The sequence below is a fragment of the Aquaspirillum sp. LM1 genome (genome assembly GCF_002002905.1).
Taxonomy (GTDB): Bacteria; Pseudomonadota; Gammaproteobacteria; order Burkholderiales; family Aquaspirillaceae; genus Rivihabitans.
In genome coordinates this window covers 2,677,758-2,690,635 of the sequence record NZ_CP019509.1, presented here as the reverse complement: position 1 = coordinate 2,690,635, position 12,878 = coordinate 2,677,758, and the positions used below count along the sequence as shown (strand labels likewise).

The following is a 12,878-nucleotide window of genomic DNA, read 5'->3' as shown; positions in this document are numbered from 1 at the left end:
CCCGCTGTGCGCTGTGGACACGCCTGGATTCCCGCCTGCGCGGGAATGACGCGGTGTCGTGCGGCGAGTAGTTCTTCGTGGCGACATGAACCCTTGTGTTTCAGCGTGACTGGCTACTAGTAGCCAGTCACCATGATCTGAATCGACTGACAGGCGATTAGACCGCTTTCGGCATGAGTTTCACCTCAGGTGTCGTTCCCGCGCAGGCGGGAACCCAGACCGCACCACAGTGTGCGCGGTGGGCATGGCGCAGGTAAGCGCTCGTGAGAACTCACCCCGCTGTGCGCTGTGGACACGCCTGGATTCCCGCCTGCGCGGGAATGACGCGGTGTCGTGCGGCGAGTAGTTCTTCGTGGCGACATGAACCCTTGTGTTTCAGCGTGACTGGCTACTAGTAGCCAGTCACGATGATCTGAATCGACTGACAGGCGATTAGACCGCTTTCGGCATGAGTTTCACCTCAGGTGTCGTTCCCGCGAAGGCGGGAACCCAGACCGCGCCACAGCGTGCGCGGTGGGCATGGCGCAGGTAGCGCTGATGAGCGCTCACCCCGCTGTACGCTGTGGACACGCCTGGATTCCCGCCTGCGCGGGAATGACGCGGTGGGGCGCGGCGAGTGGTTCGTCGTGGAACGTGAGCCATCGTGTTTCAACGTGACTGGCTACTAGGCGTATCAGCGGATGTGTGTGGTGTGCCCAGTTGCCGCACATTGATACATTCGTAATTTACATATCATCAATTTTGATACTAAAATGATGCCGCCTCGCACTTCACCGTGATTCAGGCCGCCAACAGCCTGGCTGGCGTCACGACACTGCTTACCCTGCTGATGGTTACCCCATGCTCAACCGCCTGACCCTGCGCCAAAAATTCCTGCTGCTTCCTTTGTTATTGTGTGCCGGTCTGCTGATTCTCACCGTGATGCATGGCGTCAACGCCCGGCAACAACAAGCCGATCTGGATTTTGTCCGTCAACAGGGCCTGGCCCGGCTGGAGCACACCCAGGCGCTGCTGGCCCGGCAAGAGCAGATTGTCAATGTGCTTAACAGCGCCGCCGCCACAGGCGATGCCGATTCGCTGACGCTGGCCAATACCCTGCACGAACAGCAAACCCGCACCCTCACCCAATTGGCCGCCGCGCCTGAACTGGCCGCCCAGGCCAGCAGCGGCAAGCAGGCCGCGCAGGCGTATTTTGCCCTGGCCTACCAGATGGCCGAGCAAATGGCCGCCGGCAAGCTGGACATGGCCCACGCCGCCGAGCAGGCGCAGGGCATGAAAACCGCACTGGAGCGCACCCAGCAGGCGCTGACTGCGCTGCACCAGTTCAGCCAGCAGGCGCTGGCCCAGCGCATCGACCAGATCGAGCAATCCACCCGCCAGTTTGGCCTGGTGCTGGGCGGGCTGCTGGGCCTGACCATGCTGCTGGGGGTGGGTGGGTCGTGGTATGTCGCCCGCCAGGTATCGGGCCAGGTGGAAGGGCTGAGCGGCAATCTGCGCGCGCTGTCGCAGGGCAATGGCGACCTGACCGTGCGCCTGCCGGAAACCAGCCATGATGAAATTGGCCGGCTGGTACAGGCATTCAATGGCTTTATTGCCCATCTGCACGCCAGCACCCGGCAAATGGTCGAGCATATCCACGCACTGGAAGACGTGGTGGCCACGCTGGACAGCTGCACCCAGGACACCACCAGCCGCCATGATGCCCAGCGCGATGCGCTGGGGCAGACGCTGGACGGCGTGCGTGCCATGGTGGCGTCGATTGGCAGTGTGGCCGGCAATGCGCTGGCCACCTCGCAGGCCGCCCACCATGCCCGGCACAATGTGGAATCCTGTCATCTGCGCATGCAGGACACCGTGGGCGCGGTGCGCCAGCTGGCCAGCGGCGTGCAGGAGTCTGCCCGCAGTATTACCGAGCTGGAACAGACCGCCCGCCAGATTGGCGAGATTGTCGATACCATCCGCGACATTGCCGACCAGACCAACCTGCTGGCGCTTAACGCCGCCATCGAAGCGGCGCGGGCCGGCGAGGCTGGCCGGGGGTTTGCTGTGGTGGCCGATGAGGTGCGCAAGCTGTCGCTGGCCACCCAGCAATCGGCAGTGGAGGTCAACACCCTGGCCGGCAGCATCCGCCAGCGCATCCACCGTGCCGCCAGCGACATGACCACCAATCTGCAATACACCGAAACCGGCACCCGCAGCCTGGACGATTCGGGCAGCGTCTTGGGCCAGGTGTCGGAGCACGTCAGCGCCATGGCCGGGCGCAGCGAGGCAATCGCCAGCGAAACCGCCCGCCAGCGCGACCAGGCTGACAGCCTGAACCGCCAGCTGGCCGACCTGGAGCATTCTGCCCAGGCCAGCGACGAGCACAACCAGCAGCTGGGCAGCATTGCCCGCCAGGTGCGCGACATCACCGCTACGCTGCACACCCTCACCACCCGTTTTCGTTTGTAGTTCGCCAGCCCGCCAGCCGGCGGCGGTGCGACCGTATGGCTTTGCTGAATCACTGATCTGGAGTTGTGACATGAAACCCTTGTTTTCCCTGTTTGTGCTGGGCCTGAGCACCAGCGCCGCCCTGGCCCAGGCGGACGAGCCGCTGTTCAGCGTGTCTGGCTATGGCACGCTGGCCTGGACGCAGCTGTCTGGCCAGGATGCCCAATACCGGGTGGGCACCGCCGAGCCCAATGGCACTGACCGCAATGGCAGCGGTGAAACCGACAGCAAGCTGGGCCTGCAAATCACCGCCCGCCCCACTGATACCCTGTCGGCTACCGTGCATGTGCTGAGCAAGAAAAACGTCAACAACAACTTCAACCCACGGGTGGAATGGGCATATGGCAAGTACGATCTCACGCCCAACCTGAGCGTGCGCGCTGGCCGGCTGGCCTTGCCCGGCTTTGTGCTGTCGGACTACCTGAATGTGGGCTACTCGATGACCCCGGTGCGCGGCCCGGTGGAAGTGTATACCCAGCTGCCGATTTCGCACTTTAACGGGGTAGACGCGTTGTGGCGCACCAAAGCCGGCCCGATGGAGCTGACCGTACAGCCATTTGTCGGGCGCTCGAATATCCACGCCCGTTTTTCTGACCCGCAGGCCACCCGCGCCGAGGGCGATGCCAGCGTGTACGGGATGAATCTGGTGGGCCAGTGGGATGACTGGTCGGTTCGCCTTGGGCGGATTGACGCCAAGGTGACGCTGAACGCCGGCCCGGTGGACAGCCTGGTGAGCATGCTGCACATGATGGGCGAAACGGGGGCCGCCAACCGGCTGGTGTATCAGGACAAGCACTCGTCGTTTACCGGCCTAGGCGTGGCTTACGACAACGGCAAGCTGCTGGTGCAAAGCGAGTACACCATCCGCAAGGCTGGCGGCTTTCTGGCCGACACCACTGGCTGGTATGTGCTGGGCGGCTGGCGCTTTGGCAATTTCACCCCGTATGCCATGGTCGCCCGTCAGCGCGTGACCAGCGACACCCAGTACAGCGGGGTGAGCAACCCAATGCTGGGCGCTTACGTCAACGGCCTGCTGGCTTCCGGCAACACCAGCCAGAAAAGCTGGTCGCTGGGGCTGCGCTGGGATCTGGCCAAGAATATGGCGCTGAAAGCCCAGTACGACCGCTTGCGCCCCGACCATGGCTCGACTGCCGGCCTGCTGATGTCTGGCAGCAGCAGCACGCTGTCGGCGCGTAGCGTGGCCACGCTGGCCATGGACTTTGTTTTCTGATGCGGAGCCCAATCCTTATGATGACCCGAATCGCATGTGTTGCCCTGGCGCTGTGCGCCAGCCTGGCCCAGGCCGAAACCGTGGTGATTGTCTCGGCCAAATCGCCAGTGGGCAGTCTGAGCAAGGATCAGGTGGCCGATCTGTTTGTCGGCAAGTCGCAACAGCTTGGCGGCGCAGCCGCCGCGCTGGTGGATCAGACCGAACTGAAGGAAGACTTTTACGCCAAGGCCACCGGCCGCAATGCCGCGCAGATCAAGGCCACCTGGTCCAAGCTGCTGTTCACCGGCAAGGGCAACCCGCCCAAGGAGGTGAGCGGCAATGGCGAGGTGAAGAAATTTGTGGCCGCCAATCCGGCGGCGGTGGGGTATATCGACAAGGCGGCGGTGGATGGCAGTGTGAAGGTGGTGTTGAGTCTGCCGTAACACGTTACGGGGGCTGTTTTTTCACCGGTTCCCCTGGCGATACCACTCACCCCCTGGGCCAGCATGGCGGCCCAGGGGGTGAGTGGTTTGCGGGGTATGTGCTGCCTCAGCCTGCGTACACCGGATAGTCGGTATAACCTTGTGCGCCGCTGGCATACACCGTATCCGGGTTGAACTCGGCCAGGGGCCAGTCTTCGCGCAGGCGGCTGACCAGATCCGGGTTGCCGATAAAGGGCCGGCCAAACGCCACCGCGTCAATCAGCCTGGCCTTGAGCAGGGTTTCGGCTTTTTCCGTGGTGTACGCCCCGGCAGCGATGATCTTGCCCGGATAGCGCGCGCGCAGGGTGCGGCGGAAGTCGTCAGTCAGCGCTGGCGCGCCGGCCCAGTCTGGCTCGGACAGGTGCAGATAGGCCAGATTGCGCTTGGCCAGCTCGTCCACCAGATACCAGGCCATTTCTTCCTGGCCGGTGTCGTCCAGGCCATTGAAAATGCCCAGTGGCGAAATGCGGATGCCCACATGGGCGCTGTCCCATTCGGCAATGGCGGTGTCCACCACTTCCAGCGTCAGCCGGGCGCGGTTTTCCACGCTGCCGCCATAGCGATCGGTGCGCTGGTTGGCCAGCGGCGACTGGAACTGGTGCAGCAGATAGCCATGGGCGGCGTGGATTTCCACCAGATCAAAGCCGGCGCGGCGCGAACGGTCGGTGGCCTGGCGGTAATCTTCCAGCAGGTCCTCGATTTCGGCCAGTTCCAGCGCGCGCGGCAGCGAGCAATCGGCCCGCTCCAGCTGGCCATCGGCTCCCCGGATGGTGGTGCGCGTGTCAGCGGCAAGGGCCGACGGTGCCACCGGTGCGGCGTGGTCGGGTTGCAGGCTGGTGTGCGAGATGCGGCCCACATGCCACAGCTGCAGCGCCATGCGTCCGCCCTTGGCGTGGACAGCGGCGGTAATCGGTTGCCAGGCCTTGACCTGGGCTTCGGTGTAAATGCCCGGCGCGCCGGCGTAGCCCTTGCCCACGGGCGAAATCTGCGTGGCTTCGGCAATCAGCAGGCCGGCGTCGGCGCGCTGGGCGTAGTATTCCGCTGCCAGCGCGGTATTGGGGATGTCGCCCGGCTCCTGCGCCCGCAAGCGGGTCAGCGGTGCCATGGCAATCCGGTTGTTCAGGGTAAAGGCCCCAATCTGTACCGGGGTGAGTAATTGATCTGCGCGCATGAATGTTTTCCTTGGGTTAAAACCGCGTGTATTCACCCCTGCTTGCCGCTCTTGCTCCGGTGGGTGAGCCGGGGGCGGTGTGTTGCAAATAGACCAGTCGTCTAGTGCGTTGTCAAGATTTTGGGTGGCATCGTACTGCGCCCCTGGCTCAGGGGCGCGGCAGCCGGTGTTCGGTGTCGGCCAGCGCCCGCAACAGCGGCGTGCTGTCGCGCATCACCTTGGTGCGCAGCGCAGCGCCCAGCCAGCTGGCGTACAGCGCATCAGCCAGCGCCGACGGGTCGGCCACCGGGGCCAGCGAGCCATCGGCCACCGCCTGGCGAATCGCTTCGCTCAGTCGCACACACACTTGCGCCATGCCGCGTGCCAGTGCTTCGCGCATCGGCTCGGACAAATCACAGACTTCTCCGGCCAGCTTCACCGCCAGGCAGTTGCCGTGCCGGTCGGCCTGGCAGGCCTGGGCAATCCAGCCGGCAAAGTAGCTCAGCAGCCGGTCGCGCATCCGCCCGTGTTCCGGGGCAAACTGCACCGCCAGCCGGGCGTCGTACTGGGCAAAGTAGCGCTCCAGTAGTGCTTCGCCAAAATGTTCTTTCGAGCGGAAATAATGGTAGAACGAGCCCTTGGGCACCCCAGCGGTGCTGAGCAGTTCAGACAGCCCCAGCGCAGTAAAGCCACGCCCGAGCACCAGTGGCTCGGCAGTGGCCAGAATATGTTCACGGGTATCGCAAGAGGGGGGGGCGGCAGGAGCAGTCATGCCAAGCATACTACTAGACCGATTGGTCTAGAGCAAGCGAGTGAGTGGATTTTTCTGCATCAGTTGTCGCGCCCGCTCCTGTCTGCGCTTACTTCAGCGCTGTTGCATAACGGCGGCTGACTTCCTGCCAGTTCACCACCTGCCACCACTGGGTGACATAGTCGGCGCGCTTGTTCTGGTATTTCAGGTAATACGCATGCTCCCACACATCCAGCGCCAGAATCGGCGTGCCACGCGGATTGTCGGCCAGATCCATCAGCGGGTTGTCCTGGTTGGCGGTCGAGCTGATGGCCAGTTTTTTGTCCGGGGTGACCATCAGCCAGGCCCAGCCCGAGCCAAACCGGCTGACGGCAGCCTGGTCAAAGCGCTTTTTCAGCTCGTCCAGCGAGCCAAACTGGCTGTTGATCGCCTGCATCAGCGCAGCGCTGGGCTGGCCGCCCTGCCCCGGCGCGGCCATCACGTTCCAGAACAGGCTGTGGTTGTAATGCCCGCCGCCATTGTTGCGCACCGCCGGGCTGTACTGGCTGATTTTGCCCTGCAGCGCTTCCAGGCTGAGGGTGTCCAGTTCCGGGTAGGTCTTGATCTGGGCGTTGAGGTTGTTCACATAGGCGGCGTGGTGGCGGTCATGATGAATTTCCATGGTGGCCTTGTCGATCACCGGCTCCAGCGCGTCGGCGGCGTAGGGCAGCGGTGGCAGGCTGAACTGGGCAAAGGCCAGGGCGGGGAGTGCGGCGGCGGCAAGGCTGAGCCAGCCAGAACGGAAAAATGCAGGCATGAGGTTCTCCTGAAGTGTCGGGGGATGGGCACGCGTCCAGATGCGCATGACAAATCATTGTAGGCGAGTGGCAGGCCAAGAGAAAGTGGGGGTCATGCGGATGCCAGGCGGGAACCACCTGGCCCTGAAACGCCACGCCCCGGCGCGCAGCAGCGGGCCGGGGCGTGGGCAACGCGCGCCATCAGGCGGGTGCGTCAGTCGTCCATATGCGATTGCAGGTAGTTCGGCAGGGTCACATTGTCAATCAGGCTGTGCTGGGTTTCCAGCCAGTCGATGGCTTCTTCGCAGTGTTCCAGCAGGTCTTCCAGCAGTTCGCGGCTGACGTAGTCTTCTGCGCTTTCGCACAGGGCAATGGCTTCCAGCAGCAGCGGGCGGTGGATGTCCTGCTCCAGCTTGAGGTCGCCCTGCAGGCATTCCAGCACATGCTCGCCAATCAGCAGCTTGCCCAGGTCCTGCAGGTTGGGCAGGCCTTCCAGAAACAGGATGCGTTCGATCAGTTCGTCGGCTTCCTTCATCACCCGGATGGATTGCTTGTACTGGTAGTCGTTGAGTTTTTCCAGGCCCCAGTTGCGGAACATCCGCGCGTGCAGGAAATACTGGTTGATTGCGGTCAGCTCGTTGCGCAACACCTTGTTGAGGATGTCGAGGACTTTCTTGTCGCCTTTCATCAGGGGCTCTCCTTAAGGGGCGCTGCGCGAGCCCATCTGGCTCTGCAGGTAGTTGGGCAGGCCGACCAGGGAGATCAGGCGCAGTTGTTTTTCCAGGAAGTAGGCGTGGTCGACTTCGGTGTCTTCCAGCTGCACTTGCAGGATGTCGCGGCTGACATAGTCCTGGGCCAGTTCACAGGCGGCAATGGCCTGTTTGAGCGCGGCGTCTACCTTGTATTCCACATTGAGGTCGGACTGCAGCATGTCCGGCACGGTCTGGCCCACATGCAGCGGCTCGCGTTTTTCCAGATTGGGCACGCCCTCCAGGAACAGGATGCGCTGAATCAGCGCGCGGGCGTGCTGGCGTTCGTGGTCGGATTCGTGGATGGTTTTTTCGGCCAGGGCATGCAGGCCCATGTCGGCGTACATTTCACCATGAATCAGGTATTGGTCAACGGCGGTCAATTCGCCGGCCAGCAGGACGTTGAGAATATCAACGATATGGGTGTCGCCTTTCATGGCGTTCTCCAGAAAATGTTTGGACAGCGGACTGGCTGGCATACCTCGGCTGGCTTGCCCAGACTGCTATTTTAGATGTCCGGGGCGTCAGTGCAAACGAAATTTCGGTAAAAATCGTTTATTTACAATGAATTACGAACAATTATCATTCAATTGGCACGGTGTGCCGGCATTTCTGACACCTGCCCGGTTTGGTTTGCGCGGCACCGGACAAAAAACAGCCCGGCACAAGGCCGGGCTGAGCAAGAAAAAACCATGCCAGAGGGCAAAATCAGACAAACACTATTGCACGCTGGCTTCCCACCCCCCACCCAGCGCCTTGTACACGCCGACAACTGCGCTCAGGCGGTTGCGCTGGGCGTCAATCGCGTCCAGCTCGGCCTGAAACAGGCTGCGCTCGGCGTCCAGCACGTCCAGATAGTTGGCGTAGCCATTATCGTAGCGCAGTTGCGCCAGGCGCAGCGAGCGCTTCAGCGCGCTCACCTGGGTGGTGCGGGCGTCGGCGGCTTCGCGGGTTTTACGGTGCGCCACCAGGCTGTCCTGGGCTTCTTTGAAGGCCGTCTGGATGGCCAGCTGGTATTGCGCCAGCGCTTGCTGCTGACGGGCGTTGGCGGCATCGACGCCAGCGGCGGTCTTGCCAAAGTCAAACAGCGGCATGGCCAGGTTGCTGGCAAAGCTCCAGGTGGCAGCCGGGCCGTTGAACAGGCCATTCAGCGCCACGCTTTCCGAGCCCAGCAGGCCGGTCAGCGAGATGCTGGGCAAAAATGCTGCACGCGCCACGCCGATGCGGGCGTTGGCGGCCACCAGGGTTTGCTCGGCGGCCTGCACATCCGGGCGACGGGTCAGCAGGCTGGACGGCAGGCCGGCAGGAACGGGCGGCGGCACGCTGATATCGCCAATGGCCTTGCCGCGCGGCAGCTGGCCGCTGACGATGTCGCGTGGGCTGCGGCCTACCAGCACTGCGAGGGCGGTTTCCGCTTGCTGCACTTGCTGGGCCAGCTCCGGCACGGCGGCGGCGGCAACGGCGGCTTCAGATTCGGCCTGACGGAAGTCCAGTTCCGAGGTGATGCCGCCCTTGAAGCGTTTTTCCCGCAAGGTAAGCGCCTGCTGGCGCGAGGTCAGCGTGCGCCGGGCAATGTCCAGCTGCTGGTCCAGGCCGCGCAGGCTGAAATAACTGGTGGCCACCTGGGCGTACAGCCCCAGCTGCACGGCGTCGCGGTTGGCCTGGCTGGCCAGCAGGCTGGCCTGGGCGGCTTCGCTGGCGCGGCGCAGCTTGCCCCAGATATCCAGTTCAAAGCTCAGCGTGGCGGCGGCTTGTTTGTCTTCCAGTACCGGTCGGCCAGCAATCGGCTGCAGGCCGACGCTGCTGCCGCGACTGCGGCTGGCCTGGGCGCTGCCATCCAGGCGCGGCAGCTGGTCGGCGCGGGCGATGCCGGCCAGGGCGCGGGCTTCATCCACCCTGGCCACCGCCAGGCGCAGGTCCTGGTTGTAGTCGGCGGCAGCGGCAATCAGCGCATTCAGCGCCGGGTCGTCAAAGCGGGTCCACCAGTCCGGGCTGACCGCTGCGCTGGTGTTGGCCGGGGCATCGTGATGCCAGGCCTCGGGCAGCGCCGGGGTGTCGCGCCGGTAGTCGGGACCGATGGCGCAGGCCGACAGTAGGCTGGTGGACAGGGCGAGCAAGATCAGGCGGCGCATCAGGCGTCCTCCCCGTGGGCGCTGGCTGCTGCTGGCGCGGCGGAACGCCGGCGCAGCTGCATGATCAGCATGAAAAACATCGGAATGAAAAACGTGGCAATAAACGTCGCCGCCAGCATGCCGCCGATTACCCCGGTGCCAATCGAGTGGCGCGAGGCCGCACCGGCACCGGTGCTGATGGCCAGCGGCACGCAACCCAGCACAAAGGCCAGCGAGGTCATGATGATGGGCCGAAAGCGCAGGCGGGCGGCGGCAATTGCCGCGTCAGCCAGCGACAGGCCTTCTTCCAGCTTGAGCATGGCGAATTCCACAATCAGGATGGCGTTTTTTGCCGCCAGGCCAATCAGCGTCACCAGCGCAATCTGGAAGTACACATCATTGGCCATGCCGCGCAGCCAGTTGGCGCTGATGGCACCAAACACGGCAAACGGCACCGCTAGCAGCACGGCAATCGGCAGGTTCCAGCGCTCGTACTGCGCGGCCAGAATCAAAAACACCATCACCAGGGCAAACACGAACACCAGGGCCGAGGTGCCGCCGGTCTGTTTTTCCTGGAAGGCGGAGCCGGTCCAGGCCAGGCCGTAGTCGTCCGACAGCGTGTCACGCGCCAGCTGTTCCATCGCGGCAATCGCCTGGCCCGAGCTATAGCCTGGTGCCGGGCCGCCAACAATCTTGGCTGCCGGGAAGATGTTGTAGCGTTCGACGATTTCCGGGCCGGTGACCTGCTTGATCGTGACCAGCGCGGTCAGCGGAATCATCTCGCCGCTTTGCGCACGCACGTAGACATTGCGGATGTCTTCCGGACGCGAGCGGAAGTCGGCTTCCGATTGCAGCTGCACGCGGAAGGTGCGCCCCTGTTTGTTGAAGTCGTTGACGTACAGCTCGCCAAAGGTGCTTTGCATGGTGTCAAACACATCGCTGATCGACACGCCGTAGGTCTTGGCTTTTTCCCGGTCCAGCTGGATGAACAGCTGTGGCACGTCGGCGCTGAAGGTGGTGGACAAATGCCCCAGTTCCGGGCGCTTGTGCGCGGCCTCAATCAGCTTTTGCGTGGCGGCGGCCAGGTCTTTCGAACTGCCATTGCCCCGGTTCTGCACGTACACCTCAAAACCGCCAGTGCTGGACATGCCGGAAATCGGTGGCGGGTTGAACGCCAGCACCATGGCTTCCTTCACGCTCATGCCGGCACCAAACATATAGCCGACAATGGACTGCGCCTGGTCGCTCTCGGCGTGGCGTTCCTTCCAGTCTTTCAGGGTGAGGAAAGACGCGCCGGAGTTGGTTTTGAACGAGCCGGTGAGCAGGTCAAAGCCGGTGAAGGTCAGCACGTCGGTCACTGCCGGGTGTGCCATCGCCAGCTTGTCCACCTGCTGGGTGGCGTTGAGCGTGCGCGACAGCGATGCACCGTCCGGCAGCAGGGTGACGGCAATCACATAGCCCTGGTCTTCGTCCGGCACCAGCCCGCCCGGCACCACGCGGAACAGGCCGATGGTCAGCGCGATCACGCCGGCAAACACCAGCATGCCGATGGTGCTGCGCCGGACAAAGAACGCCACGCCACGGGTGTAGCGGCCTGTCATGCGGGCAAACCAGTTGTTGAACACGTCAAAGAACTTGTGCGCTGCCTGATGGCCAGGCTTGAGCAGCACCGCGCACAGCGCCGGGGTCAGCGTCAGCGCGACAATGCCGGAAATCACCACCGACATGGCGATGGTGATGGCAAACTGCTTGTACATCTGCCCAGCCAGGCCGCCCATGAATGCCACCGGAATGAACACCGCGCACAGCACCAGCACAATGGCAATCACCGGTCCGGTGACTTCCTGCATGGCTTTCAGCGTGGCCTCCACTGGGGAGAGCTTGTCTTCCTCCATGATGCGTTCGACGTTTTCCAGCACCACAATGGCGTCATCCACCACAATGCCGATGGCCAGCACCATGCCAAACAGGGTCAGCGTGTTGATGGAAAACCCCAGCACATACATGCCGGCAAAGGTGCCTACAATCGACACCGGCACCGCCAGCGACGGAATCAGTGTGGCGCGCCAGTTTTGCAGGAACAGGTACACCACCAGGAACACCAGCACCATGGCTTCGCCCAGGGTTTTGACCACTTCGTCGATCGACACCTGAACAAACTTGGTGGTGTCGTAAGGAATCTTGTAGGTCAGCCCGGCCGGGAAGCGCTGCTTCAGTTCGGCCATCTTGTCGCGCACCGCCTGGGCGGTTTCCAGCTGGTTGGCACCAGGGGCCAGATAAATCCCGATCGGAATGGTCGGCTGGCCATTGCGGGTGGCGGAGAAGCTGTAGTCCTTGGCACCCAGCTCCACGCGGGCAACGTCCTTCACCCGCACTTTGGAGCCGTCCGGGTTGGCGCGCACGATGATGTTTTCAAATTCCTCGGCGCTTTGCAGCCGGCCCTGGGTAGTCACCGTGTAGGTGAACTCCACCGGGTTGTTGGTCGGCTCAGCCCCCACCTTGCCTGCGGCAAACTGGGCATTCTGCTCGCGGATGGCGGCAGCCACCTGCGAGGGGGCCAGTTTGAGCTGGGCCATGCGGTCAGGCTTGAGCCAGATGCGCATCGAGTAGTCCTTGGCACCAAAGATCATCGCGTTGCCCACGCCGGAAATCCGCTTGATCTCGTCCAGCACGTTCACCAGCGCATAGTTGCTGATGTACACCGAGTCATAGCGTTTGTCCGGCGAGTCCAGCGCAATCACCTGCAGGAAGTTGGCCGACTGTTTCTGGACCGTCACCCCCTGGCGGCGCACTTCTTCCGGCAACTGTGCCAGCGCTGATTGCACCCGATTGTTGACGTTGATGGTGGCCTGGTCGGCGTTGGTGCCAATGGCAAAGGTGACGGTCAGCGACAGCTGGCCATTGGAAGCGCTGGCCGAGTTGACGTAGAGCATATTGTCCACGCCGTTGATTTGCTGCTCCAGCGGCGCGGCCACGGTTTGCGCAATCACTTCGGCGGATGCCCCCGGATAGGTGGCTGACACCAGCACCTGCGGTGGCACAATCTGCGGGTATTGTTCCACCGACAGCGTGCGCATGGCGGCAAAGCCGGCCAGCAGGATGATGATGGAAATCACGCTGGCAAAAATGGGCCGGCGGATGAAAAAGGCAGAAAACATG

At 63.1% G+C, this 12,878-nt stretch carries 10 protein-coding genes; 3 read left to right on the top strand and 7 right to left on the bottom strand.

The genetic code is table 11. From position 1 onward, the window contains the following. Window positions 1–840: 840 nt before the first annotated feature. From BXU06_RS11545 to BXU06_RS11535, 3 genes are all read left to right on the top strand, one after another. Window positions 841–2,451, top strand: coding sequence for a methyl-accepting chemotaxis protein (locus BXU06_RS11545; protein WP_077299679.1), 1,611 nt, complete (start codon window positions 841–843; stop codon window positions 2,449–2,451). Between the two features lie 70 nt (window positions 2,452–2,521). After that, window positions 2,522–3,721, top strand: coding sequence for a porin (locus BXU06_RS11540; RefSeq protein ID WP_077299677.1), 1,200 nt, complete (start codon window positions 2,522–2,524; stop codon window positions 3,719–3,721). A 17-nt stretch (window positions 3,722–3,738) separates the two neighbouring features. Then, the gene (locus BXU06_RS11535) at window positions 3,739–4,143 is read left to right on the top strand and encodes a hypothetical protein (protein ID WP_077299675.1); all 405 of its coding nucleotides are present in this window, start codon (window positions 3,739–3,741) and stop codon (window positions 4,141–4,143) included. Between the two features lie 106 nt (window positions 4,144–4,249). Here the strand turns inward: BXU06_RS11535 and nemA are convergent, their stop codons facing one another. From nemA to BXU06_RS11500, 7 genes are all read right to left on the bottom strand, one after another. Further along, window positions 4,250–5,353 (bottom strand): N-ethylmaleimide reductase, encoded by a 1,104-nt coding sequence (gene nemA, locus BXU06_RS11530; protein WP_077299673.1) that lies wholly within the window; start codon window positions 5,351–5,353, stop codon window positions 4,250–4,252. Window positions 5,354–5,501: 148 nt separating this feature from the next. Next, entirely contained in the window at window positions 5,502–6,104 is a 603-nt protein-coding gene (locus BXU06_RS11525; RefSeq protein ID WP_077299671.1) for a TetR/AcrR family transcriptional regulator, read from the bottom strand. A gap of 88 nt (window positions 6,105–6,192) precedes the next feature. Then, window positions 6,193–6,879, bottom strand: a complete 687-nt coding sequence (locus BXU06_RS11520; protein ID WP_077299669.1) for a superoxide dismutase — start codon at window positions 6,877–6,879, stop codon at window positions 6,193–6,195. 194 nt (window positions 6,880–7,073) lie between these two features. Further along, window positions 7,074–7,547: a bacterioferritin gene (gene bfr / locus BXU06_RS11515; RefSeq protein ID WP_077299667.1), complete on the bottom strand. Its 474-nt coding sequence runs from the start codon at window positions 7,545–7,547 to the stop codon at window positions 7,074–7,076. Window positions 7,548–7,559: 12 nt separating this feature from the next. Beyond that, window positions 7,560–8,045: a bacterioferritin gene (gene bfr / locus BXU06_RS11510; protein ID WP_077302834.1), complete on the bottom strand. Its 486-nt coding sequence runs from the start codon at window positions 8,043–8,045 to the stop codon at window positions 7,560–7,562. Window positions 8,046–8,327: 282 nt separating this feature from the next. After that, window positions 8,328–9,740: an efflux transporter outer membrane subunit gene (locus tag BXU06_RS11505; protein WP_077299665.1), complete on the bottom strand. Its 1,413-nt coding sequence runs from the start codon at window positions 9,738–9,740 to the stop codon at window positions 8,328–8,330. Continuing rightward, complete coding sequence (locus BXU06_RS11500; RefSeq protein ID WP_077299663.1) at window positions 9,740–12,877, bottom strand: efflux RND transporter permease subunit; 3,138 nt, start codon at window positions 12,875–12,877, stop codon at window positions 9,740–9,742. Before BXU06_RS11500 ends, BXU06_RS11505 begins: the two co-directional genes overlap by 1 nt. Window position 12,878 lies beyond the last annotated feature (1 nt).

Coding starts and splice junctions, on each gene's coding strand:
- BXU06_RS11545 (WP_077299679.1), top strand. CDS start 841: ATGCTCAACCGCCTGACCCTGCGCCAAAAATTCCTGCTGCTTCCTTTG.
- BXU06_RS11540 (WP_077299677.1), top strand. CDS start 2,522: ATGAAACCCTTGTTTTCCCTGTTTGTGCTGGGCCTGAGCACCAGCGCC.
- BXU06_RS11535 (WP_077299675.1), top strand. CDS start 3,739: ATGATGACCCGAATCGCATGTGTTGCCCTGGCGCTGTGCGCCAGCCTG.
- nemA (WP_077299673.1), bottom strand. CDS start 5,353: ATGCGCGCAGATCAATTACTCACCCCGGTACAGATTGGGGCCTTTACC.
- BXU06_RS11525 (WP_077299671.1), bottom strand. CDS start 6,104: ATGACTGCTCCTGCCGCCCCCCCCTCTTGCGATACCCGTGAACATATT.
- BXU06_RS11520 (WP_077299669.1), bottom strand. CDS start 6,879: ATGCCTGCATTTTTCCGTTCTGGCTGGCTCAGCCTTGCCGCCGCCGCA.
- bfr (WP_077299667.1), bottom strand. CDS start 7,547: ATGAAAGGCGACAAGAAAGTCCTCGACATCCTCAACAAGGTGTTGCGC.
- bfr (WP_077302834.1), bottom strand. CDS start 8,045: ATGAAAGGCGACACCCATATCGTTGATATTCTCAACGTCCTGCTGGCC.
- BXU06_RS11505 (WP_077299665.1), bottom strand. CDS start 9,740: ATGCGCCGCCTGATCTTGCTCGCCCTGTCCACCAGCCTACTGTCGGCC.
- BXU06_RS11500 (WP_077299663.1), bottom strand. CDS start 12,877: ATGTTTTCTGCCTTTTTCATCCGCCGGCCCATTTTTGCCAGCGTGATT.